This window comes from Lysinibacillus sp. SGAir0095, from assembly GCF_005491425.1.
Classification (GTDB): domain Bacteria; phylum Bacillota; class Bacilli; order Bacillales_A; family Planococcaceae; genus Ureibacillus.
This window is the reverse complement of record NZ_CP028083.1, coordinates 1404350-1427115: the sequence shown is the minus strand read 5'-3', so window position 1 is coordinate 1427115 and position 22766 is coordinate 1404350. Positions and strand designations below refer to the sequence as shown.

Annotated in this window: 26 protein-coding genes and 5 pseudogenes; 5 read left to right on the top strand and 26 right to left on the bottom strand. The window is 33.8% G+C overall.

Annotated features, from left to right (window positions below; genetic code table 11):
- Nucleotides 1-51 precede the first annotated feature (51 nt).
- From C1N55_RS06980 to C1N55_RS06920, 13 genes and pseudogenes are all read right to left on the bottom strand, one after another.
- Nucleotides 52-378, bottom strand: coding sequence for a DUF1048 domain-containing protein (locus tag C1N55_RS06980; RefSeq protein ID WP_137728154.1), 327 nt, complete (start codon nt 376-378; stop codon nt 52-54).
- Entirely contained in the window at nt 375-728 is a 354-nt protein-coding gene (locus C1N55_RS06975; protein ID WP_137728153.1) for a DUF1048 domain-containing protein, read from the bottom strand. The genes C1N55_RS06980 and C1N55_RS06975 overlap by 4 nt, the downstream gene beginning before the upstream one ends.
- Nucleotides 725-1069 carry a PadR family transcriptional regulator gene (locus C1N55_RS06970; protein ID WP_137728152.1) on the bottom strand — a complete coding sequence of 115 codons (345 nt, stop codon included), beginning with the start codon at nt 1067-1069 and terminating at the stop codon, nt 725-727. Before C1N55_RS06970 ends, C1N55_RS06975 begins: the two co-directional genes overlap by 4 nt.
- A gap of 446 nt (nt 1070-1515) precedes the next feature.
- A pseudogene (locus tag C1N55_RS06965) lies at nt 1516-1893 on the bottom strand (reverse transcriptase domain-containing protein); the annotation flags it as partial.
- Nucleotides 1894-2106: 213 nt separating this feature from the next.
- Entirely contained in the window at nt 2107-3459 is a 1353-nt protein-coding gene (locus tag C1N55_RS06960; RefSeq protein ID WP_137728151.1) for an FtsW/RodA/SpoVE family cell cycle protein, read from the bottom strand.
- Nucleotides 3456-3878 carry a PadR family transcriptional regulator gene (locus C1N55_RS06955; protein ID WP_137728150.1) on the bottom strand — a complete coding sequence of 141 codons (423 nt, stop codon included), beginning with the start codon at nt 3876-3878 and terminating at the stop codon, nt 3456-3458. Before C1N55_RS06955 ends, C1N55_RS06960 begins: the two co-directional genes overlap by 4 nt.
- Nucleotides 3879-3881: 3 nt before the next feature.
- Nucleotides 3882-4433, bottom strand: coding sequence for a sigma-70 family RNA polymerase sigma factor (locus tag C1N55_RS06950; RefSeq protein WP_137728149.1), 552 nt, complete (start codon nt 4431-4433; stop codon nt 3882-3884).
- A 430-nt stretch (nt 4434-4863) separates the two neighbouring features.
- Nucleotides 4864-5457, bottom strand: a complete 594-nt coding sequence (locus tag C1N55_RS06945; protein ID WP_137728148.1) for a hypothetical protein — start codon at nt 5455-5457, stop codon at nt 4864-4866.
- Between the two features lie 135 nt (nt 5458-5592).
- Nucleotides 5593-6099: a hypothetical protein gene (locus tag C1N55_RS06940; RefSeq protein WP_137728147.1), complete on the bottom strand. Its 507-nt coding sequence runs from the start codon at nt 6097-6099 to the stop codon at nt 5593-5595.
- Nucleotides 6100-6341: 242 nt separating this feature from the next.
- The gene (locus C1N55_RS06935; RefSeq protein WP_137728146.1) at nt 6342-6569 is read right to left on the bottom strand and encodes a hypothetical protein; all 228 of its coding nucleotides are present in this window, start codon (nt 6567-6569) and stop codon (nt 6342-6344) included.
- A 460-nt stretch (nt 6570-7029) separates the two neighbouring features.
- Complete coding sequence (locus tag C1N55_RS06930; protein WP_205758519.1) at nt 7030-7512, bottom strand: hypothetical protein; 483 nt, start codon at nt 7510-7512, stop codon at nt 7030-7032.
- A gap of 254 nt (nt 7513-7766) precedes the next feature.
- Nucleotides 7767-7955: a hypothetical protein gene (locus tag C1N55_RS06925; protein ID WP_137728145.1), complete on the bottom strand. Its 189-nt coding sequence runs from the start codon at nt 7953-7955 to the stop codon at nt 7767-7769.
- Between the two features lie 275 nt (nt 7956-8230).
- Nucleotides 8231-9025 (bottom strand): DUF3885 domain-containing protein, encoded by a 795-nt coding sequence (locus C1N55_RS06920; RefSeq protein ID WP_137728144.1) that lies wholly within the window; start codon nt 9023-9025, stop codon nt 8231-8233.
- A 385-nt stretch (nt 9026-9410) separates the two neighbouring features.
- On the opposite strand from C1N55_RS06920, the gene C1N55_RS06915 reads away from it, so the two are divergent.
- Complete coding sequence (locus tag C1N55_RS06915) at nt 9411-9617, top strand: DUF5316 family protein (RefSeq protein WP_137728143.1); 207 nt, start codon at nt 9411-9413, stop codon at nt 9615-9617.
- A gap of 631 nt (nt 9618-10248) precedes the next feature.
- Nucleotides 10249-10623: a hypothetical protein gene (locus tag C1N55_RS06905; RefSeq protein WP_137728142.1), complete on the top strand. Its 375-nt coding sequence runs from the start codon at nt 10249-10251 to the stop codon at nt 10621-10623.
- 298 nt (nt 10624-10921) lie between these two features.
- On the opposite strand, the pseudogene C1N55_RS20655 reads toward C1N55_RS06905, so the two are convergent.
- The 3 genes and pseudogenes from C1N55_RS20655 to C1N55_RS06890 form a co-directional block, all read right to left on the bottom strand.
- Nucleotides 10922-11598, bottom strand: a pseudogene (locus C1N55_RS20655) (VanZ family protein).
- Nucleotides 11582-11703: pseudogene (locus C1N55_RS20995) on the bottom strand (helix-turn-helix transcriptional regulator); the annotation flags it as partial. The pseudogenes C1N55_RS20995 and C1N55_RS20655, both read right to left, overlap by 17 nt.
- A gap of 8 nt (nt 11704-11711) precedes the next feature.
- Nucleotides 11712-11870: an anti sigma factor C-terminal domain-containing protein gene (locus tag C1N55_RS06890; protein WP_137728141.1), complete on the bottom strand. Its 159-nt coding sequence runs from the start codon at nt 11868-11870 to the stop codon at nt 11712-11714.
- Between the two features lie 88 nt (nt 11871-11958).
- On the opposite strand from C1N55_RS06890, the gene C1N55_RS06885 reads away from it, so the two are divergent.
- Nucleotides 11959-13422 (top strand): phospholipase D family protein, encoded by a 1464-nt coding sequence (locus C1N55_RS06885; RefSeq protein WP_137728140.1) that lies wholly within the window; start codon nt 11959-11961, stop codon nt 13420-13422.
- 48 nt (nt 13423-13470) lie between these two features.
- Here C1N55_RS06885 and C1N55_RS06880 read toward each other — a convergent pair whose 3' ends face one another.
- The 9 genes and pseudogenes from C1N55_RS06880 to C1N55_RS06840 all read right to left on the bottom strand — a co-directional run bounded on the left by C1N55_RS06880 (nt 13471) and on the right by C1N55_RS06840 (nt 19640).
- Complete coding sequence (locus C1N55_RS06880; protein WP_168193753.1) at nt 13471-13635, bottom strand: hypothetical protein; 165 nt, start codon at nt 13633-13635, stop codon at nt 13471-13473.
- Between the two features lie 127 nt (nt 13636-13762).
- Nucleotides 13763-15064, bottom strand: coding sequence for an NCS2 family permease (locus C1N55_RS06875; RefSeq protein ID WP_137728138.1), 1302 nt, complete (start codon nt 15062-15064; stop codon nt 13763-13765).
- Between the two features lie 440 nt (nt 15065-15504).
- Nucleotides 15505-15791: pseudogene (locus C1N55_RS06870) on the bottom strand (hypothetical protein).
- A gap of 127 nt (nt 15792-15918) precedes the next feature.
- On the bottom strand, nt 15919-16080 hold the full coding sequence (locus C1N55_RS20480) for a hypothetical protein (protein WP_168193813.1): 162 nt from the start codon (nt 16078-16080) through the stop codon (nt 15919-15921).
- 678 nt (nt 16081-16758) lie between these two features.
- Nucleotides 16759-17013 (bottom strand): annotated as a pseudogene (locus C1N55_RS20750) (CPCC family cysteine-rich protein); the annotation flags it as partial.
- A 262-nt stretch (nt 17014-17275) separates the two neighbouring features.
- Nucleotides 17276-17641 (bottom strand): hypothetical protein, encoded by a 366-nt coding sequence (locus tag C1N55_RS06855; protein WP_137728135.1) that lies wholly within the window; start codon nt 17639-17641, stop codon nt 17276-17278.
- A gap of 107 nt (nt 17642-17748) precedes the next feature.
- Nucleotides 17749-18021, bottom strand: coding sequence for a hypothetical protein (locus C1N55_RS06850; protein ID WP_137728134.1), 273 nt, complete (start codon nt 18019-18021; stop codon nt 17749-17751).
- Between the two features lie 138 nt (nt 18022-18159).
- Complete coding sequence (locus tag C1N55_RS06845; RefSeq protein ID WP_205758518.1) at nt 18160-18591, bottom strand: DUF4304 domain-containing protein; 432 nt, start codon at nt 18589-18591, stop codon at nt 18160-18162.
- A gap of 164 nt (nt 18592-18755) precedes the next feature.
- Nucleotides 18756-19640, bottom strand: coding sequence for a LysR family transcriptional regulator (locus C1N55_RS06840; protein WP_137728133.1), 885 nt, complete (start codon nt 19638-19640; stop codon nt 18756-18758).
- Nucleotides 19641-19778: 138 nt separating this feature from the next.
- Between C1N55_RS06840 and C1N55_RS06835 the strand changes: the two genes are divergently transcribed.
- Together C1N55_RS06835 and C1N55_RS06830 are read left to right on the top strand one after the other, a co-directional pair.
- Nucleotides 19779-20318: a flavodoxin family protein gene (locus C1N55_RS06835; protein WP_137728132.1), complete on the top strand. Its 540-nt coding sequence runs from the start codon at nt 19779-19781 to the stop codon at nt 20316-20318.
- A 39-nt stretch (nt 20319-20357) separates the two neighbouring features.
- Nucleotides 20358-21281 carry a DMT family transporter gene (locus tag C1N55_RS06830; protein WP_137728131.1) on the top strand — a complete coding sequence of 308 codons (924 nt, stop codon included), beginning with the start codon at nt 20358-20360 and terminating at the stop codon, nt 21279-21281.
- Nucleotides 21282-21590: 309 nt separating this feature from the next.
- Here the strand turns inward: C1N55_RS06830 and C1N55_RS06825 are convergent, their stop codons facing one another.
- Entirely contained in the window at nt 21591-22544 is a 954-nt protein-coding gene (locus tag C1N55_RS06825) for a calcium/sodium antiporter (protein WP_137728130.1), read from the bottom strand.
- Nucleotides 22545-22766: the final 222 nt, after the last annotated feature.

The window sequence follows — 22766 nt, the reverse complement described above, 5'->3', positions numbered from 1 at the left end:
GTCTTTGTACTGTGCAGCAAATAGCTTTAGTTTTAAATTTTATAGTTTCTTCTATTTTTTCATAGCCTTATCTGCTTTTTGTTTAAGGGATTCTAAATAGAGATCCGCGTAAGTTTTTGAATCTTCAATCAGACTATCACAAAAGGCAGCAACGTTTGAACCAGTGATTTCAATTACACCTTTGCCAGCAGCTACACCTTCTTCAAAGAAGCTGATAATTTCTGAGAGTAGCCCATTGTTTAGATCAACAGGACCTACTTTGAAAAGATATTTTTGCATCTCAAAATAGACAATTTGGTAATCTTGTGGAAGAGCCTTGACACGCGAAACATGAGCTCTCCATTCTTTTTTTTCTTCAATTATTTTTTTTATATTCATTTCAGTCCTCCTAACCTTCTTGCTATATTCTTGTTGAGTTGATTACGCCATTTATCTCTAAAAGTACTAGCGCCTTCGTCCCCAACAAGCGCTGCACAGAATCCTTTGATTTCATCTCCTAGCACATCTTCAACGCTTTGGCCGTCTGCTGATGTAACTTCAAGCAATTCAAGAGCACACTCAAGAATTGGTATCAGATTTCGACCCGTAAAATCTCCGTGAACCCAGAGATTACTTTTGATTTCTTCCCAAGCAGTTTGGTATTCAGCTGGCAAAATTTTTACTCTTGCTTCAAAATTTTTCATTTCTTTAGTCATATCGCTGCCGGTTATTTTTTCAAAAAAGTTCATTGTATTCTCTCCCTTTTGATTTCTTTAGTTTTGAGTTCATTCATCTTACTGGAGATGAAATCCCATTTCCCCCAAAAAATTTCAAGTTGCTTTTGACCTACTGCATTGAGTGTATAAAATTTTCTCGGGGGGCCCATTGTGGACCGCTTTTTCTCGATGTCCACAAGATTGTTTTTTTCAAATCGCATGGTAATCGTATAAACTGTGCCTTCAACTACATCAGTAAAACCAAGTTCTCGCAGCTGCTGCGTAATTTCATAGCCGTATGTTTCGCCTCGACTAATAATCTCAAGCACACAACCCTCGAGTACTCCTTTGAGCATTTCTGTATTATTTTCCAAATTTATCACCTATTTGTATTCTTTATCTTTCTTCAGTACTCTGTATCACAGTTATTCAGTAATACTATCTACCTGTATATAGTAATACGGAATAGTGTCCTTGTAAAGCTTATTAATTAGGTTTTTAAAGAATCTGATTGCACTGTATTTAGTCTACTAAGTAATTCAAGAGTTACTATCGTGATAGGTAAGCCTTTGACGTTATCGCCAGCTTTCCCCCACCTCATACCGTACGTGCGACTTTCACCGCATACGGCGTTACAATTATTTCAATTCATTCTATTTTTACGAAAGGACAAGATGTAATGTGGAAATACTTTAGTTGCTTTATATCTAGTTGTAGTACTTTCATGAGTACCATTATTTTCTCGGGGTCTTTAAGCTAGATTAGTCGATGAATGTGCTTTAATACGAAAGCCTAGAAATTCAGAAGAATAATTTTTCTATAGATTCACAACTTTCGATTTCTCATTGCTTATCTCTAGCTCTAATCGTGTGGAGAGGAAATCTTTAACTGCATTGAACATTCGCATTGCTTGTGAACGTGTACGACAAAGAATCTTGAAATCATCTGCATACCTCACGATATAGAAATGCTTCAAGTACGACTTCTTTAACGCTTGATTTTTAGTCATTTTACATTTGTAAACTTTCTGTGTTTCATAGTTTTCCCATTGATTACTCACCCACCAATCGAGTTCATTTAATACAATGTTCGATAGGAGTGGCAATAATATTCCACCTTGAGGCGTTCCTTTTGTTGGAAAACCTTCAGCTATAATTTCTGCTTTTAAAAGGCGAGAAATAATGGAAAGAAGAGCTTTGTATTAACCACATCTCATTTGAATCAGGAACTTGTCGCACCCACAAGCTGGCACTATTGCTGAAAAAGCACAATTCTAATTCAAGAATCGCGCCATTTCATGGAATAACTAAATTTGTTCTGAATAATAAAACCAATTATTTCATCAAATTACCGGTACTTCGAGAGTAAGAAAAAGGCGACAACTATTATTTAGCTGTCGCCCTTTTTATCATCATTCAGATTTTTGACTATAAATCTTTATATCATCTGCTATCGTGGGTTCTACAATATCCTTTCTTCGATAAACATTTAAAATGAACCCTAAAACAGCAGCGTAAAAGAGGATTGCACTTCCTCCATAACTAATAAACGGCAGGGAAACTTCCATGATGGGCACGATACCAAAGGCCATCAATATATTCCAAGTAGTAGGAACGGCAAATAATACAGCACCACCGATGACGATTAATCTCCCATAAAGATCTTTTGTTTTAAATGCATTTTTTGAGATTCTTAAAATAAAAATCAGCAGAACCAAACAAAGACCGATTCCGAATGTCCAACCAAGAGAATAGACGAGGAAGGGGAAAGCAAAATCTGTATGTGATTCTGGCAACAATTGAAATTTCAAATCATTATTAAGTCCGTTACCGAACCATCCCGCTTCTGCAAGGACATTCCTAACGACCATATACATATATCCGGCTCCATTTGGATCGGCATTTGGGTTTATAAAAGTAGATAATCTAGTAAGCAAATAACTTTGGTGTGAGGTCGTAGTAATAATCATAATGATGAAGATGATACCAGCCACTAGATTTGATACAAATAGGTTGATAGCTAATTTCTTATGAACACGTGCAACTGTAAACATTCCTAGTAAACAGAAAAAGTAAATGACCCCAACCATAAAGTTTGGCACTATCATGTAGAGCAATATGGGCATCCAAAATAATACAAGAAGAAATCCTTGTTTTTTCCAACTGCGAAACTCATTTATTTTGTTAAAAATACCGGCCCAAGCCAGGAAAAAGAAAAATAAACTCAATATCGTGCCATCGACCGTTAGGCCTGGAAGTGAAATCCATCTTTTTGCTCCGTTGACCGTATATCCAAATAAATAGAGATATACGTGAATGAACAAGCCGATAGCATAAAAGTGCATCCACCAATTCTTTGATTTTTGATAATTAAAGGAAAGAACCCCAATAATTACAAGAGCGGCTAAGGAGTACCAGATACCTTGTCTCCCCATAATATGGGTGATAGATGATGAAATCCCAGGAATTCCACCAACTAACGGGAGAAAACTGATACTAGCAAAAATAACAAATAAAGCAATTAGAATCCAATCCATTTTTGGCTTATGAAGAGGATTTAATTTCTCTCCAATAATAAATGGATTTCCCATTTCTTGAATGGCCTTTTCATCTGACTCTTCTTCAGAAAATCCTCTTTTTTTGTAAGATTGACTTAACTCTTGCAGGTGATGAGTAAGCTCTTTTTTTATCCTGTTGTGTGCCTCTTTAGATTTGACTTTGGAAGTCACTTTGCTTAAAAATTCTTCAAATTTGGGAGAACTCATAAAGATGCCTCCGTTATGAAGGGATTAAGGGATAATCCTTGTTTAGTGGTTTCTTGTTTATAAGTAGCTAAGTATTTTTTCCCTTTAGAGTTTAAAGAATAATATTTCTTGTCATTTATCCAATTTGAAGTAAGCATTTCTTTATTTTCTAATAGATGTAGCAGTGTATAAAGCTGCCCTTCATTTTTTTGGAAAGCACGTTCGTGTTTTTGAAAAAGTTGGACGGAAATATTGTAGCCATCCTTTGATTCATGCTGAACAGATTCTAATAGTGCTATAATGGTTTCTGTATGAAATTGTGATTGCTGATTCGTACGAATGGCTTCACGCACGGCATTTTTTCTTTCATTAGAAAAAGAAAAATCCTTGAATATTGATTTTTCCATCGAACTCTTCAGGTTCTTAAATGGATCATTCATCTCCTAAACCTCCTCTATCATCTTGTCTTTTAATAATTCCTTCGCACGCTTTAATCTCGTTTTTAATGTATTTATATTTACTGAAGTAATCTTGCTTATCTCTTTTAAAGACAGTTCTTCATAATAATGTAGAAATACGACTTCTCTGTACTTTAGAGGCAAATTCATGACGGCATTCGTTAAGCTATTTTCTTCACTATGCTTGATAACCTCCTCTTCCACCTGTTTTGACTTAGACGGGATATGGTCAAATACTTTATTGCTAAGCGTTATTTTTCGATAATGCCAGCTTCTTAAATAGTCCTTGCAATGATTACTCGCAATGCGATAAGCCCAAGTTTTTATTGTTGACTGCTGATTAAATTGATTTAATTTTTCATAACACTTTATAAATATCTCTTGTGCTAAATCTTCTGCTATGGTTCGGTTTTTTACATATGTATATACAAGATGCAGGATATCATCGCTGTATTCACGCATTAATTGATCAATGATCTGCTCACGCTCATCCAGCATCATTTCATCTGTCACCGCCAATTGGTTTAGTTCATTCATCTAGTTGTCACCCCCTCATATATCTTAGACGAAGCTACCTTTCAGTCGGTTTGAAAAAATATAATTTTTTATATGACCGTCTGTATAATAGAGTATAAGTGGAAAAAGGAACAACCTCTTATCAGATTGTTCCAAAATGTTGTAGGTAGGTTAGGTCGCTTAAGACTACTTATTCGACTAATAATCCCTTATTTCTCAGAAGGAACTGTAATTACTACAGTTCTAATCAGAATTGCCTATTGTTGTAAATCTGCATTTACCGTTACTCAATAGTTAAGTGTAAACCTCCACAAATCTACTTTGCCTAGTAATTGTTATTCAACAATCTGGCCCTTTTCATGAAGAAAGACGCATTTCTTATTTCAAGAACGCGCCAGATTATGGAATAAATTGTTTAGTTCAGTTATTGCTACCTTTAGCATAACAACAATTAATCATTAAACATCTCTTCAATATTATTTAGTTCTATCCTATCTTCTTCCGTTCGAAAATCATTATACTTATTTTCTACAGTTATACTTAATTGTCCAATCTGAAAAAAGGATATCAATCTTCTCGCTTCTAAAACCATTTTAGGTTTTATATTACTTACCATTACTCGCTTACTATCAAATATCTTGTTATCCCACTTACCTTTTTGTCGTAAGCTATCAAGTTCTCCAATTCCAGCTGCATAATTAAGCCCTAAATATCTTAGGAACGAATATCCTCTACAATAATCATCATATATTTGCTCTAACACATCTACTAAATCATCTTCTTCATAAATTATTTTTTCCAAGAGCGAAACAACCCGAATCTGTTCAAATTCCCCAAGTTGGATTTTTGTTGCAATAACTTTTTCTAAATCATTTTTTCTAAATCTACTTTTATAATTTAAATCGAGTAAGTTGAAGTAAAACTCAACACCATAAACATTCTCAATTTCTGGTGTTTTATAAACCCATTCTTCGAACTCTGAGACACCAATTAGTCCTTTATAAACATTATAAAACTGTCTTTGAATGTCCTTTTCAATGTTCATTATCCTACCTCAACTCCTTTAAATTAGTATTTTTTTGTTGAACTTATTCCGCGTATTAGTTTAAGTGCAATCCTTCCAAGCGCCTGAAAGTGGAGTAAATAACCAATTAAATTCTCTACAAATTGGCATACGGTTTTATTCACTATGAATTTCGAAGCAGAAGTAGCCAAAGGGCAAGTGTTCTTCACTTAAATTCATTACTGATTTTGCAATTTCCATCATTTTTAGGAGAAGTTCATTTAAATATTCTTCGTATTTCTCAAGTGCACTTTTAAATGAAGTAGTATCTTCTTTTTGGCACAGTGGATATAAGATTGCCCCTAGTTCAAAATCATTAAGTTGCCTTTGTCTATCGGGAACATTAATACATTCTTTTATGTGCTTTTTCAGAACTTCCTTATCAATCCAGTCTCTGCATTCTAGATAAAACATATATTCTTCAAATTCAATTTGTTGATTCAATCGCTCATTTATATAAAATGGAGTAATTCTGATGTAAGCTGTTGTTGAATTGGAATTAATTATTTCTTCTAATATGTACTTTAACCCTGTAATAGTTGGGAAATGTCTAAACTTCCCGTTATTGTAAGCAGTATTGTTATAAACAATTTCATTTATCTTACCTTTCCTTTTCTTTAACAACGTTTGACACCCTCACTTTTAGCAATTTAACTTTATTAATTATCATTTAATATAGGTCTTATACTCTCGCTTTATTTCAACCGTAAGCCTTCTTACTTAGTTATTATTACTCCACATTAATACGTGAAAACGTTCCTCCACAATCTGCCCCTTAAATGAAAACGAGCGCTGATCCTTTTTACAGAAACGCACCCGATTGTTGAAGAATGTTATTAACTAAGCACTTGTTAGTTAAAGAGATATTATAACTTAAACACTTCAATATCTCTGAAGCGAATTATTATGGTTGTATTAGAAGCAAGCAATATCTCGTGGCAAAGGTATTCACTATCATAAGCTGTTAATTCATCGACCATCCAATCACCTATACCTCTTTTACCATCAAATGCTATTTCGTTACTATTAGTATAAGTATTTCTTTGAATGTCATAATCCATAGTGAATTTATTTACACCTATCCATTTAACCAAGTATTCCGCACCACTTGAGTGTAAAAAATGTACTTCAATTAAGGTAGGGTCATTTTCTTCCTTTTAAATATCAGGATTAGATTTATTTTTAACTTTAAGTGAAAAAATGTGGGCATCGTGAAAGGAATCAGAAGAAAAAAACATATATGCATCATTATGAATGCGTGACCTTATTTGCTTTAATTGGTCCAAATATCCGTTCATATCATTTACATCATTTGTGAAAAACTTCATTTATCTCCCTCTTCATTCTACATTTTGTTTAGATAAGCAGTCTTGTCCTGTTACTTCGAGTAAAATATCAGTACATTTCCACTTCTAATCTTAAACAAAGATATCAAGATCTTGAATCAACAAAATATGGTTCTAATCATAAAAAGAGTACAATTTCTACCTAAGAATTGCCTCCTATAATTGAATAACGATTAGCTTCTATTAGCTAGTTTAATTTCAAGAATAATTATCCGTTTATTTTATAAAGGAATACTTTCAAAAGTTCTTTTCTAATATCCTCTTCTATTTCCTCATCTACGTCTGTTATCACTTCAATTTCAATACCATCGTGATATGGAAACCTTAGAAATTCTGCAATGATTAGTTTAAGTTCATCTATAATTTCAATATCACTGCTAAATGGTAGGCCATGATTATAATCTGATATTAAATTAAACTTTATTTGTGCAGATTGCCAATCAAACCAAACATATAAAAACATATCGTGTCCAATTTTTGAATCTCTAAGTTGTTCACTTCTGTTGGATATTACTTTTTCGAAAAAATTGATAAAATCTTTTACTATTAACTTTGTTGCTAATTCGCCACTAATAGAAATTGACCAAGTATTATTTTCAATTTCTTTGTCGAGGTCGTCAACACTATTACCTATAAAGAGAGGGGCTACAACAACCTCTTCAAGACTTTGTAAAAATTCAACTTTATTCATTCCGTCTCCTTATTATCACATCGTTTTCATTTTATTTTTTATTCCTCTGTTCTACAACAATCTTGTCAATTAATTCAAGTGTATACCTTCTTTTAAAACTGTCATTCAACAATATGGCCCTATAACGGAAAAGAAACAATCCTTATTAATGAATTGAGACCGTTTGTTGAATAGTAGGAAATACGAAAGAGCTGTAAATGATTTCATTTTTTTTCTAAAGCACCACATTAGTTAATGAAGAATGAGACGAATTATTAAATTTTTTGAACAAAGAATCCTTCAGGATATAAATGGTCGTTTTCATTTTCAACATTGGAGCATCTAGCAAAAACAGAATTAAGTTCATTATTTTGGATAATATAGTTAATAACCTCAACAATTCGTTCTCGACTTACTAGATCTATAAGTACCATATTACTTGACCAAAAATATGTTCCATTCATCAATTCACCTGTGGTTATAGTCTATTTAATTTAGAATAAAAAATTCGATTCTCTAATTGAAATCAACTTCTTCTTTTACTAAACTCCTTGTTAGTACTACGATAAATAGAACATTGAACATTAATTTATTGGCTATTGAACCTTATCACTCTCGTTTTAAAAGGCTTTAATTACTGACCACCCGTTATACTTCCCTTTATATTTTTTTGAATATAGTGTCATAAGTTCACTTTGATAATCGATAAGGGCTAGAGCCTCCAACTTAGTTGCACTAATTATAATGTCATTATCCTTCTGTTCAAAATTAATTTTAAACCTGTTTGTGTCATCTCACTTAGACATTCTTCTGCATATTTTTTCGGAATTTCAAGTTTATGGGTGGTGTAACACGTGTTAACCTGAAATAAGTTAATACCTATTTCCTTTACCTTATTTTCGTTTAATTCCAGTCTTTCTTCCATTTCTATAGATGTTTCATAAAGATTGAATAAGCCTTGTTCAAATTTACGATCAATTTGTATGCGGTCATAGTCTAGAATCCAATTTTTAAAATTACTATACAAAGGCAGTAACTTTTCTTCATCAAAACTATAAACATCACATCCTCGATCATCATACATATGAAATACAGTTTCTTTCGTTAAATTTAACAAATATATAGATCCGTTAATCATAGGCTTCAACGCAAAATCTTGATTGCTTATTGATTGAATAAGGTAACGTAAGCGAATATCATCTTTTTTTACGTTTAAACTGTATTGTTTTGTTTCCATTTCTATATCTTCTTCATCATATTCATAAGGAATCGTTTTACATTTCAAGCTGTAAATCATTTTTTTATTACGTATAAATCGAATTATTCTAGGCAGATTATTTTTTTTATAATCAATATGATTACTTATGAAATTAACCATTAAAATCTCATCATTTTTGTCGAATAAAGTGTTGAAAATAGTGGTTGCTCGATGATGTATTTCTGCAAAATATTCCTTACCCTCTAATTGAATAAGTCCTAATTCAAAACGTATCCAGTAATTCGAGTTCTTCATTAATCGATCCAGTAATTCCATTTTTATCTCCTTCTAGTAAATGCTTTGATTTTCTCTTAAAATACAATATAACGAACAGTACTTTATATTATCACTAATTTCTATAACAGCATAAAGACCCAATTCACTTATTATATTTTATTCAATAAAATGGCCCTATAACGGAAAAATGCGATCTTCTTATTGTGAACTCCACCCCAAAAGTTAAAGTGAAAAACTAACTTTTGGGGTGCAGTATCGAAATGCGCCCGATTGTTTAATAACGAACACCCTTCTATTAGCTATTTAATTGACTAAATATATTGCTTCTATCGCTATATCTAATAGAGAAAAACTGTAAAATTCTGCGAAACATTTTTATATTCTCAAACGTAATTAAATTAATGAATTTAGAAGAGGTACCTAAATGATGAATATATTTCTTATTGTTGGCGTCATTAGCATTATTATTTCCGGTATTTTTATTGGCGCTTGGACTGATGGACAACAACAAAGGGCAAATTTTCATACTGAAACAGAAGACCATAGGAATTTTAGAACAAAGATAGGAATGATTTCTGGATTAGTAGGACTAAGTTCTTTAGGGCTTGCTGGATTAATATATTTTTTATAAACACACAAGGAATAACCTTAGTAAAAGATCCTTTATCTTTAATTAAGTAAGCTTTAAAGTAAAAAGCGTGTTAATAAATAAACGCTCCCGATTGTGGAAGAGTGTTATTTCATTGACCTTGCAATTTCTAACATATGATTCTGAGATAAACTGTAACTCAGCATTTCTACAGAAGGACCATCTTGGGCACATCTAAGTAACCCTCCAGTGATAAGTTCTCCATTATGATCTATTTTGCCGCTATTGCCCCATTTTCAAAAATATCCAATGTTTCCGTTTATATCAACTTGTTTACTATGGGGTGAACCGTCACAAATTAATCGAATCCTTTTCTCAAATCAATTAGACCATCAATTTTGTGTCCTTGCAGTCCATATATGCAGCATTAGCCAAGGAGAAGTTTTGATTTCTAATTTCCAATCGTGAGAAATTCTTGTTGGAGATAAGACGGTAAAGTCAACTTCTTTCTGTATTTCAGCTATAGTTTTGCTATTGATTATCCTTTATTTCTTTAGCCATAATTATCATTGGGTAACAATTAAACAGGATTATAACAATTACTAAACGCATAAAATTGAAACAGGAAGAAAAATGAGGTGATTCTATTTTAGAAAAACTCAGGAAAATTAATATGAAAACTGCTGTATTTATGGGAATTATTTTTTACTTTTTGACTATCTTTATCCACTTTCTTATTATAAGCAAAAGTATTCCATACACATGGGTTAATGGTGGAAGGTCTGAATCATTCGCTGAACAGCTACCAATATCTGTAATAAATATCGTTATTTCTATTATTGGAGTAGTTTTTACGTTGATTGTTGGGAGAATTAAATTATATAAATACAAAAGAGGAATAACCGTTATATGTTGGTTTTTTGTTGTACTTTGGTCTTTTGGATTTATACAACAATTGTTTGGAACACCTTTTGAAAAAATGGTTTGTTCGTTAGTATTGCTTATTGGCGTTATCTCGAACTTGCGTATGGCGATTGAAAAAAAGTAGATGTAACTATTTAATTAATAGGTTTGTGAACAATTATACTTAAAATATAGGGTTGCGTTAGTTTAATAAGCAAAATATTATAAAAATGTGACTTCCATCCATTTTATAAGTAATATCAAAATTAAACTTTAACAGAGCCTAATAAAAAAGCACTTTTCCTTGTTTTCAAGAAAAGCGTCCGATTGTAATATAAGGTCAGCCAGATTTTTTTCTGGTTGACCTTTTATTGAAGAACAAGCATTATATTTCTAATTAAGCTTTCTCTTTCCCTTGAGAATATAAAACACCATCAGATTTGTTAATTCGTAGTTTTTTGCACATATAAATTTTTGCTAAAAACCAAAATTCTACAACATAACTTAATGCTTGTATAGCCTACTATGCTACCAATAACATTTAAGATAATATCGTCTATATCAAATTGGCCAAGCTGCAAAGCAAATTGGAGAATTTCTAAGAAAGACTGATCATGATTGAAATGATAACTACTTTTGAAGACCTTTTATATCTTTTAAATATTATAGGTAAGAAAAAACCGAGAGGTATGAAAATTAAAATATTCCCTAGTGTATTATTTAATATATCGCGTAAGTATAAATTTTCAGTATTATTTAAGTAAAAAAACATATTTTGAAAAGGTACGAGATTAGAATTTTCTTGCCAAACCCTAATATCAAAGTAACCATTTGAATTCTCTGGATAAAAGAAAAAATTATTACGGGCACTACTTCCCCATATAATGTAATCATATAGTCTTACAATAATTCTCTTTATTAGCAAGTGATACAAAACAATTAATGTATATAAACCGAATAATATCCATGAGCCTATTTTATATAATCTATAGAAAGGAAATATGGCCTCCTGATACCCATTAATTAATGATTTTTGTTCACCGAAGCTTTTCAATGCTCTTTGAGTGGATTCCTCATCAGTCCAACCCTCTTCCAAGAAATCTTTTCCTTCTTCCTCCACTCGCAGAATTTTCCCAATAAGATTGAAGTAAATTTTTTTCTCAAGTCTTTTTAATGCAGGATACAGAGTACCTTCACTCATGTTATATAGGTTATTACTACTTTCATTTTATCCTAATAATTTTCAATGACTCCTCCAAGTGAAGAAGCTTTTATGCTAGGATTCTCAAGAATTTCTTTTAATTCATCCTTCGTACCATAAACGACAACCCCTAATATTTCTACATCCTCTAACTTGATATCTTTCATCTTTTGGAGCACTAGTACTTTCATAAAAATTACCAGCCGCCATGCAAGCTACCGCTGTTTAACTTTGCTTGTTCACGGGAACTAAAAGTACAAGAGTATTGGAGGAATTTCAATGAAAAAAGTTCAGAAGAAATGGAACAGCTGGAGTCGCAGAAATAAAGTTATAAGCGCTCTTATACTTCTTTTGATTTTGCTATATATAGGAGAAATGTTATGGCATACATATAAACCTTTGCCGGAAGACATTTCCTATGAAGGAGACTTGCACAGAACAAACAATATTGAAATGCTAACAGATTTAACTTATGCGCAAGACCAGGAAGGGAGCAATCGGAAACATGAGAATCATATTTTTGATGAAGTTTATACATTGATTGATGAAGCCGAACAGTTTGTGGTGGTGGATTTCTTTTTGATGGATGGGTATTTCGATGAAAAAGAAGATTTCCCGCCAATCGCGAATATCCTCTCTGACAAGCTTGCCGAAAAAAAGAAAAACAACCCCGATATGCCGGTTGTTTTCATCACCGATCCGCTCAATAAGGGCTATGACTCCTATGAAACCCCGTGGTTCAAGAAGATGCGTGAAGCCGGGGTAGAAATTGTTTACACCGATTTAGAGCAGCTGCGGGATTCCACGCCGATTTATTCAGGCTTATACCGATTAATTTTTCAATGGTTCGACCACGACGACAAAGGATGGATTGCCAACGCCATGTCAAGCAAAGCACCAAAAATGACCGTATCTTCCTATTTGGAACTGCTCAACGTGAAAGCCAACCATCGCAAAGCGGCCGTTTCGGAAAAGGAAGCGATTATTACATCATCCAACCCACATGATGCAAGTGGCTTCCACGGAAATCTTGGTTTGAAAGTAACGGGGTCCGTCATAAACGATATACTGGAGGCAGAAGAAGCGGTATCGCTCATGTCGGATGGTCCGAAATTGCCGAGGGCTGATATAACCCAGCAAGGTGACGGCCAGTATGCTGTACAATATTTGACCGAGAAGAAAATTTTGGACGCCTTGCTTGAAGATCTAACTGCGACAAAAGCAGGAGATAAAATTTGGATTGGCATGTTCTTTATTGCTCATCGCGACATTGTCAACGCCTTAACAGATGCGGCAAACCGGGACGTGCAGGTGAATATGATCCTAGACCCAAATGAAAACTCATTCGGCCAGAAAAAGTCCGGTCTGCCGAATCGACCGGTTGTGAACGAACTGCTTGAGGATACAAAAGAACAAATCAACATTCGCTGGTACAACACCGTAGTCGGCCAATACCATACAAAAGCCATCTGGATTCAAACAGCGGAACAAACAATCATATCAAGCGGTTCTGCCAACTATACGGAACGAACATTGGAGAATTACAACCTGGAAAATAACGTACGCATTCTCGCTCCAAATGATAGCGCGCTCGCCTTGGATATGGAACGATATTTTGAACGACTTTGGAAGAATGAAGATGCCCTCTACACTCTTGATGTGGAAGAATATCAGGACAACCTCTCCTGGTGGCAGCGCTGGATTTACACGGCTCAAAAAGTAGCCAAGGTAACCACTTATTAACAGAAAAAAGGAGATGCTTCCTATTTAATTGTGGCATCTCCTATCATTTTAAGTTAATAATTCGATTTCGTAAGTTGTAAAAGAGATACCATCTAAAGCACCTAAATTCATTTGCTGAAGCAGGTCACCTACACCAGTTTCCTTAAATACTGTGCCAAATGATCCCCCAACTGCAGTGATAAGTAAAATTAGAGTTTCTGTTCGTCGAGCCAAGATTTTATTCCACGCTTCCTTAGTGGTTGGTTGATCTGTACCCCCACAGTGGACTTTCACCACCTAGATAGTTGCCATGCCTGGCACATAAAAAAGCCTCTCGCTTTATACGAGAGGCTCGAAGTTTTTAGTGAGGCATAAATACTAACTGGATAATAAATAAAATCGCGAAGAAGTAAAGTAATGGGTGAACATCTTTACCTTCACCTTTGAATAACTTAAATAATGGGTAAGAAATAAACCCGAATGCGATACCAGTTGAAATACTAGATGTTAATGGCATGATTAAAATAACTAAAAATGCCGGGATTGCTTCTTCAACTTTATCCCATTCGATACCCCGAACAGCACCAATCATTAAACTACCTACGATAATTAATGCAGGTGAAGTAATGGCAGAAACACTTGCTAACGCACCCGCTAATGGTGAGAAGAATGCAGTAATTAAAAATAGTACTGCAACTGTTAACGACGTTAAACCAGTACGTCCACCCATTGCTACGCCAGAAGAAGATTCTACGTAAGCTGTTGTTGGGCTTGTACCAAACATTGAACCGATCGTTGTTGATAATGAGTCACCAAGGAATGCCTGACGAGCTCGTGGTAATTTATCATCTTTTAAAATACCAGCTTGTTTGGCAACGCCGACCATTGTACCTGTCGTGTCGAATAATGTAACTAAAATGAACGAGAATACTGTCCCGTATAAGCCGTATTTAATTACATCGCCAAATGCTTCAATTGGATTCCATACTAAAATACCTTCTGGTAATGCTGGCATTGCAACAACACCATCAAATGTTAAGTTACCAGTAATTGCAGCGATTATTGCCGTGACAATCATACCCCAGAAAATTGCACCAAATACACGGTACATCATTAAAATAGCAGTAACAAGAACACCTACGATTGTTAACCAAACCATAGGGCTTGATAAATCGCCTAATTTTACTAAGTTTGATTCGTCACCTGTCACTAAACCTGCTGAACGCATACCGATGAAAGCGATGAATAAACCGATACCAGCCGTAATGGCTAATTTTAAGTTATTTGGAATTGCTTTTACGAGCATTTGTCGTAAAGGCGTTAAGCTAATAATGAAGAAAATAATACCAGCTACGAATACAGCAGAAAATGCTGTCATATAGTCTATTTCACCTTTAGAAGCTTGGACAACCGTGAACGTAAAGAATGCGTTCAGACCCATACCAGGAGCCATTGCGATTGGATAATTTGCAAATAGTGCTAACCATAACGTACCAAATATAGCAGCGATAATTGTCGCTGTAAATACTTGCTCACTAGGTACACCAGCAATAGATAGAATTGAAGGGTTAACGATTACAACGTATACCATTGTACAGAAAGTCGTTAAACCTGCTAAAATTTCAGTCTTTACAGTAGTATTATTTTCTTTTAGTCGAAACAAAAAGTTCAACCTCCTAAATACGAACAATTAAAACAACGAAATTAATAATATTCGGTTTTTAGTTTTTATGCAAGTGCTTTTACGTAAATTTTCGTCTCATACAAAAAGTTGTTATAGCAAGAATATTTAGAATATGAGGTAATGGCCATGTGAATAATCCACCAACGAAACTGGTGGATTTATTTTTGCTGCTTTAGTGTATAGAAGAGAAGAGCAAGTAATATTCTATGAATAACTGAATTGTCTTGGCACAAATAGCAAAGAAGACTGACCTTTTATGTCGGTCTTTTTTACTTATTAACCATTCCAGAGCATCATTTGGTAACATCCCTTAAATGATTGTTACTCAACAATCTGGCACTATTGCTGAAAAGGCACAATTCTTTTTCAAGAAAAGCGTCAAATTCTGGAATACCATATGACCTCTATCATAAAATTGGTTATTCCTTCTTACCCTTTAATTCTAAAAATATAGGTGCTATATTTAGCAAGATAGAAACAATTGTCAAAAACCAAAATGCCCTTGCCATACCAGGTACTACATCCGATAAAGCTGCCCAATCTTCCACTTTTACCCACCGATTTAGATAACTGTAATCTGCACAAATTGTTAATGCTGTAAATGATAATGCCATCGCCATAGCAAGCCTATAATCCTTTCCTCTGCATAAAAAGAAAGATTTATAACAGTTACTACTATTGCAATAAGACCTAATATTAACCACATAATGATGCCTCCATTATACTTCCATTTATTAATATATACATAAAGTGTAAGTATATGGTTCCTAAAGCATTGTTTGATAACATTTCATAATAACGAGCGCTAATTCTTTTGAATGAACTGGCCCTATTTATGAAGAAAGACCCTCTCCTTGCTCAAGGAAAGCGCCAGATTGTGGAATATCAATATAGTGATAACTGCCTTTTGCTTGTTCAACTAAAGCCCCTGTTAGTTGAACAAGCAAGTTACAAATCGCAGCCGTCATCGGTACTATGTCTCTTCTTTTTATCACCAAAGTACTTCCAAAGATGGTATGTCGACCAAAACAAAACGAGAAATATAAGTATTAAAAATGACCAACCGTACGTTTCTTCAAGAATATAATCAGGGGTGAAAACAGCGAACAAGAACAAGATAATTATAGCTGGAATCAAAAGAATCCAGTAACGTTTGTCTTTAAAAGTGCTAAAACTCCACATACTATCCCCCAGTGCAACATGTGATTTTCAAACTAAAGATATCCATTTATTTTACAGATCAATTCTTATTCATTAATTTAAACTATGATATATTTCATTTCCTCTTTCCATTTTAACATAAATATCCAATTTATTTAGCATTGCTCCACAATCTTGCCCTTTAAAGAAAAAGACGCGTTCCTAAATAATCGCACCGGATTGTTGAATATTGTTAATCAAATAAATCCACAGTTTCTTAACTAATCCTGAGTTTCTAACCTTATATTTAACTGCTTTAACAAATTATTAACAACCTCAATTGCTTCTTCTCTTTGCTTATAATCGGACGTGCAAAACCTAATCATTTCTAAATCATTCTTTACTTTTTTAACAATTTTAGCTATTTCAATAGGGACATTCACCCAAGATAAGTTGTGTTCTAAATCTGCAATATTATATATTCCATCTTTAAACTTTCTACAGGCTAATTTCAATTCATACAAAGCATCATTAATAGCTTTCCAATTTGGATCTCTTTTATCGTGTAAAATAGGTTTTCTAACACTCTTAACAAATCTTTTTTCACAAGCACCGTAACTAATATAATTCCTCTGTGCTTCAATTAGAGGTATATGGTTAGCACCTGTTTCATACACATTCTCTTTTTGATATGGGTCATCCTCCCAAAAACAAATTGTACATATTTCAAAGTTGCCATCACTATCCATTGTTTTATAACCACAACAAGGGCATGTAGTTTTGTTCATTAAACACCTCTCGATAGTCTTTTCTATATTCATAAACAACATTATTTCTTGTAAGGACTATAATGTGACGTTAGTCTAAATCTAATCCTTCTTAATCTCAATCGCATTGTATATAAAAATATGTTTACTCTGTTCAACAATCTGACCCTTAAACGGAAAAAGACACATTCCTTGTTAAAGAAACGCGCACGATTGTTGAAGATCGTTATTGAACTAAAGCCCCAGTTAGTGCAAAAAGGAAATCTATAATTTTATTTCAAATTTATTTTTTAGATATTTTCTTAATAATTTCATCTTCAATTGTAAACTCTCCTAAGAAACCTTTTATTTCAATATCTAATTTATACGAAGAGTCTTCAAGTTTCCTATATGTTCGATCTACTTCCATTACAAAGATACCTGGTGAATAACTTCCGTGTACATTTTGCATTAAAATAGTTTTTTTACCTTTTTCCGTTAGTTCAACTTCGAAAATATCACAATTATAATTAAGACACTGCACTCCATAAGTATCTTCCATCCATCTTACAAAATCTTTGTCATTCGGTTTTTGACTGGCAACAATTACAGCACTTGCAACCGCAATTATTACAACAATTATTAAAATAATCCAAACCTTTTTCTTCATACAATTCCCCCTAAGGTTTACACACTATCTTGTTCAACTAACGAACAGTTAAAAGCGACCGCTCAAATTGAACACTCGCCCTTCGTTACTTCAAGAAGAAATTTATGTTATTTAGATATTCTGTACTTATATCTATGTAGCCCTGGTTGAGAGAAGTGCATTATCCAAGTAGCTTTAATGTTGGCTTCACCTTCAATATCAATTGCAACAACTCTATGGTCAAATACATCATTTGGTATTTTAGTAATTAACTCAATTGTGTTTACCTCTTCACCTGTATTATCGTCATAATAACTCTCTCTCTTATATTTAAGGATTATTACTGATTTGTTATTAACCTTAATATTAAAATGCTTATCCATTTTTTTATGTATATCCATATAACCCTCCAAAATAATTTTCTATCTTACTTCACTAAACTGTGTCGTTAGCTTAAGTACATTGTTTCACAATCTCTCAAGAATTGCGCACGATTGTGGAAGATTTTATTTTTCCTTAAAGCTGATTAAGGATACATTTTATTCGTTATCTTTCCAATAGTTTTCTTCTTCGCATAGATGCTGCAACAATTCTTTTGCAACTATTTCATAAATTTCTCCAGATTCAGTTTCAACGTCGTACCTAAACCATTCACCTTCACTATTTTTCAATCTTAACCTATTATTGTGAGGTAAATCGTGTGCTGTTACTTTATTTGGTGGAACTTTTTCTCCCCAATTATGAGGAACACCTTTCGAAGAGCATAACCCAACTTCAATTACAAAACCTCCACCATACCTGTCAAATTGGAAAGTCATTAAATCTATCTTATTTTCATTTATCCTTCTAAAATGAGGAAACGAACCTTTAAATCCTCTTTGTCTAAGTTCAGGTACAACAGTCTTTTTTATAATAGAAATCATATTATCTCTACCAATTGACATTTTTTCACCTTCTAAATATTTTTCCAATCAATATTACTTCACCTTCTTAATATAAACCTTCCTGAAATACATTTCTCCCAAAGCAATGCTTGGTAATGTTTTTAAAGTATGTTATTCGACAAATTGGCCCTATAACAGAAAAACGCGATCTTCTTATTGAAGAATTGCGCCCTTTTGTTGAATAACTTAATTTATACTGATAAAAATATCTTACGAGTCAAGCTAATAAATTCATCTAATGGTTGTGTTACTATTTTATCCTTATGCCAAGCAATTTGAGTATAAAGCGGAGATGAGAAAGAATTCCACGGCAATTCCTTCATTCGCCCTTCTTCAATATCTTTTTTCACCACCATCTCAGGCAGTAGTGCCACTCCTAATCCTGCAATGACACATTGTTTGATGGCCTCTATACTCGTAAATTCTATTTTATCTAATGGGTATATTCCTAGAGAATTTAGGGACTCCTCGAACATATTTCGATAAGAACAGCCAGTTTCTGTAAGTAAAAGAGTTTCGTGCTTCAGGTCATCTATAGCGTTGGCAGATATAGGGTGGTTGGATGTGACAACCAGTTTCAATTCTTCCTTAATTAGTTGCTCTACTATTAAGGACCCTTCTGGCTTCTTTTTATCCATAATAAAAGCAATATCTAATTCTCCCTCCATAAGTTGTTTTCTCGCCATTTCGTCAGAATGTGCAGGTTTAAAAACTAGCTTTACTTTTGGAAATGCAGTCTTGAACTCTTTAAGAATTAGCGGTAATCGATAGGTACATTGACTCTCCTGAGCCCCTATTATTAACGTTCCAGTTAATTCCTCTTCTCCGTTTGCAGCCGTAATTGCTTCTTCGCTTAGATTAATCATCTTTTCAGCATATCTTTTAAATTGATGTCCAGCTTCTGTCAATATTAGCCGTTTTCCCAAACGCTCAAATAAAGGTCTGCCAATCTCCTCTTCCAGAGCCTTAATTTGCGCCGTAACACTAGATTGTGCAAAATTCAATAATTTCGCTGTTTGAGTAAAGTTCAGATTTTCTGCGGCATGTTTAAAAGTAATCAATTGTTTAATTTCCATTTTATCAGCCTCTTTTAAATCGGATATTTCGATTGAATTAATCGAAATAATCGTCTTTATTGATTTATTAACTTATTATAAGATATTAATATTCGAAGAACAATAGTATAAGATCTCAAGGAAAAGGAGTTAATCAAAATGACAATAGCAGTTATTTACGGTGGTAGCCGTCCAAACGGAAACACAGAATCGTTAACAAAGTTAGTAACTGAAGGCATAGTTGTAGAAGAAATATATCTAAAGGATTATTCAATTGAACCTATAGTAGATAAGCGTCACGCTGAAGAAGGTTTTCCCGAAGTGAATGATGATTATAACTCCATCATCGATCGTATTCTTCCGCATGATATTATTATTTTTTCTACTCCAATTTATTGGTATAGCATGACAGGGACAATGAAGAACTTTGTTGATCGATGGTCACAAACTTTAAAGGACCCAAAATATCCTGATTTTAAGTCTATAATGGCTTCCAAAAAAGCATATGTCATTGCAGTGGGTGGAGATGAGCCATACATTAAAGGTTTACCAATGATTCAGCAGTTTCAACATATCTTTGACTTCGTAGGTACAACTTTTGAAGGGTATATTATTGGAGAAGGAAACAGACCAGGTGATATTTCACAGGACTTGAAAGCACTGTCTGCAGCGGAACAGCTAAAAAAGAAATTACAATAATGTTCCAATTCGCAAGAGATACAAGGAGGATTGGAGTTTATGAGCCAACAGACATTGGCAAATATGCTATTGATAGTTATCAATGCTTTTTGGGGGCTATCATATGTATTTATGAAGTTAGGGCTTGGTTCACTCCAAGCCTTCAATATTGTTGGGCTTAGATTTTTACTGGCTTTTTTAATAGCCGGAATACTATTTTACAAATGTTTAATGTTAGTTACTAGAAAAGTAATGATTTCTTCTCTGATGTTAGGAACCGTATTGTTTGGTGTTTTCACCTTTGTGACATTTGGTGTCAGTATGACATCAGCCTCTAATGCCGGATTCCTTGTAAGTCTTACAGTTATATTCGTACCCCTAATCAATTGTTTATTAGTTAGACGTTTACCTACTTGGCAGATTTTCATTGGTTTAATATTTATTTTAACAGGCATAGGGTTATTGACATTAAAACAATCATTAACAATAAACCTTGGAGATCTTTTATGTATTGTGGGTGCACTGTTATATGCAATATTCATCATTTTAACAGGAAAATTGACTAAAGAAGATGATCCACTGACTCTTGGTATATTACAGTTAGGTGTAGCTGGAGTATTAGCGATGATTTGTAGTGTCCTATTTGAGAATCCATCTTTACCATCTACATCAAAATCTTGGATAGCTATTTTGGGACTAGGGATACTTTGCAGCGCCGTTGGATTTATAGGTCAAACAATCGCCCAAAAATATACATCCTCTACACATACCGGTTTAATTTTTGCACTTGAACCCATTTTCGCAGCCATGTTTGCGGTCATATTTTTAAAGGAAGTTTTTATGTTAAAAGATATTATTAGTTGTAGTATCGTTATTCTGGGCATCGTAATCGCACAAGTAAATATGGAAGCATTATCTAAATTAGTTTTTAATTATAAAAACCTATTTATAGTGAGAAAAAGAGATTCGGATATTCGAAAGTAATACACAGTGTTTCGATAACAAGGCTTAGTGAAATTTGCCAGTTTGTTGAAGAATGAAGCAACCTTTAAAAGATAGTTGTTATAACAGAAAAGCGCCGGATTGTATTAATAATCAAATCAAGGCTCTTAAGACAACGTGCCTGTTTGTTTAGTATAATATTTTCTTCCAACGATCTATTTAATGCCTTTCCAACTGTTTTTCCTATCTCAGCCCTTATACGTAGTTTTTAATAAGACCATATTTTCCTAGTAAGCCAACAAATCTTGCACATTCCAGGTCTTTGACTATAAAGATAGAACGGAAATTCCATTAATTCCGTAATATAATATACGCTAAGTAAATAATGTAGGTGGCGATAAGCACGAATCCTTCCCACTTTCCGACCATGAAGCTGGTTCTTGAGAAAACCAATAACACAATGGTCAGTACAATCATAAGAATGACATCAATAAATATTTTATCATTTGCTGCTAATGGGGAAATAGAAGCCGAGGCACCAAGTACAAATAAGATGTTAAAAATATTACTCCCGACAATATTTCCAAGCGCGATTTCACTTTCTTTTTTCAGTGCAGCAGAGATGGAAGTGACAAGTTCAGGAAGGGATGTTCCAATTGCAATAATCGTTAACCCCACCAATGTTTCACTCATACCAAGAGAGTAAGCAATTTCTGTACCGTTATCTACTACCAGATTCCCTCCAAATATAATTGCAGCCAATCCTAATATTGTAATCAATATATTTTTCCCCCATCTGAGGTCCTCAGGAACTGGTTCGTCTGCTGTATCTTTTCGGCTTTTTAGTCCAATCTCAATTACATAGTACATAAAGATGGATAAGAACAATATAAAGATTAATCCATCACTGCGTGTAAGCAGGTTGCTATTTGATCCTTGCAATGCAATATCACTCATAAGAATTAGCAATGCCACACATGCGAGTAATGTAAATGGCATTTCTTTTCTAATGGTCTCCCTTTCAACTCTCAAAGGATATATAAATGCTGCCACACCTACAACAAGGGTAATGTTAAAAATATTGCTTCCAACTACGTTACCCAGTGAAACATCTGCACTTCCTTCCAGTGCTGCAATAATACTGACAGTCGCTTCCGGTGAACTTGTTCCAAAAGCCACAATGGTTAACCCAATTAAAATAGTCGGAACCCGGAGCAGTTTAGCAATATTGGAAGATCCGTCAACAAAGAGGTCAGCTCCTTTTACCAACAATACAAAGCCTACAATTAATAAAATATAAGCCATTAGTTTATTCTCCCTATCTCATTCGGCGTTTTTTCTATTTTTTCTAATTACCATAAATACATACCCCATTATTACGGAATTAAAAAGGATAACGTAAAACTACTTCTAGAAGGACGCACACTTATTCAATTATGTTGGTTGGCTCATACCCACCACTCCAAGTAAAGTCCTCTGCCTGTTAACATTGAAAACGGAATCATACTACATATATTGGCCCTTTAG

Coding starts and splice junctions, on each gene's coding strand:
- C1N55_RS06980 (WP_137728154.1), bottom strand. CDS start 378: ATGAATATAAAAAAAATAATTGAAGAAAAAAAAGAATGGAGAGCTCAT.
- C1N55_RS06975 (WP_137728153.1), bottom strand. CDS start 728: ATGAACTTTTTTGAAAAAATAACCGGCAGCGATATGACTAAAGAAATG.
- C1N55_RS06960 (WP_137728151.1), bottom strand. CDS start 3,459: ATGAGTTCTCCCAAATTTGAAGAATTTTTAAGCAAAGTGACTTCCAAA.
- C1N55_RS06955 (WP_137728150.1), bottom strand. CDS start 3,878: ATGAATGATCCATTTAAGAACCTGAAGAGTTCGATGGAAAAATCAATA.
- C1N55_RS06950 (WP_137728149.1), bottom strand. CDS start 4,433: ATGAATGAACTAAACCAATTGGCGGTGACAGATGAAATGATGCTGGAT.
- C1N55_RS06945 (WP_137728148.1), bottom strand. CDS start 5,457: ATGAACATTGAAAAGGACATTCAAAGACAGTTTTATAATGTTTATAAA.
- C1N55_RS06930 (WP_205758519.1), bottom strand. CDS start 7,512: ATGAATAAAGTTGAATTTTTACAAAGTCTTGAAGAGGTTGTTGTAGCC.
- C1N55_RS06925 (WP_137728145.1), bottom strand. CDS start 7,955: ATGAATGGAACATATTTTTGGTCAAGTAATATGGTACTTATAGATCTA.
- C1N55_RS06920 (WP_137728144.1), bottom strand. CDS start 9,025: ATGGAATTACTGGATCGATTAATGAAGAACTCGAATTACTGGATACGT.
- C1N55_RS06915 (WP_137728143.1), top strand. CDS start 9,411: ATGATGAATATATTTCTTATTGTTGGCGTCATTAGCATTATTATTTCC.
- C1N55_RS06905 (WP_137728142.1), top strand. CDS start 10,249: ATGAAAACTGCTGTATTTATGGGAATTATTTTTTACTTTTTGACTATC.
- C1N55_RS06890 (WP_137728141.1), bottom strand. CDS start 11,870: ATGAAAGTACTAGTGCTCCAAAAGATGAAAGATATCAAGTTAGAGGAT.
- C1N55_RS06885 (WP_137728140.1), top strand. CDS start 11,959: ATGAAAAAAGTTCAGAAGAAATGGAACAGCTGGAGTCGCAGAAATAAA.
- C1N55_RS06855 (WP_137728135.1), bottom strand. CDS start 17,641: ATGAAGAAAAAGGTTTGGATTATTTTAATAATTGTTGTAATAATTGCG.
- C1N55_RS06850 (WP_137728134.1), bottom strand. CDS start 18,021: ATGGATATACATAAAAAAATGGATAAGCATTTTAATATTAAGGTTAAT.
- C1N55_RS06840 (WP_137728133.1), bottom strand. CDS start 19,640: ATGGAAATTAAACAATTGATTACTTTTAAACATGCCGCAGAAAATCTG.
- C1N55_RS06835 (WP_137728132.1), top strand. CDS start 19,779: ATGACAATAGCAGTTATTTACGGTGGTAGCCGTCCAAACGGAAACACA.
- C1N55_RS06830 (WP_137728131.1), top strand. CDS start 20,358: ATGAGCCAACAGACATTGGCAAATATGCTATTGATAGTTATCAATGCT.
- C1N55_RS06825 (WP_137728130.1), bottom strand. CDS start 22,544: ATGGCTTATATTTTATTAATTGTAGGCTTTGTATTGTTGGTAAAAGGA.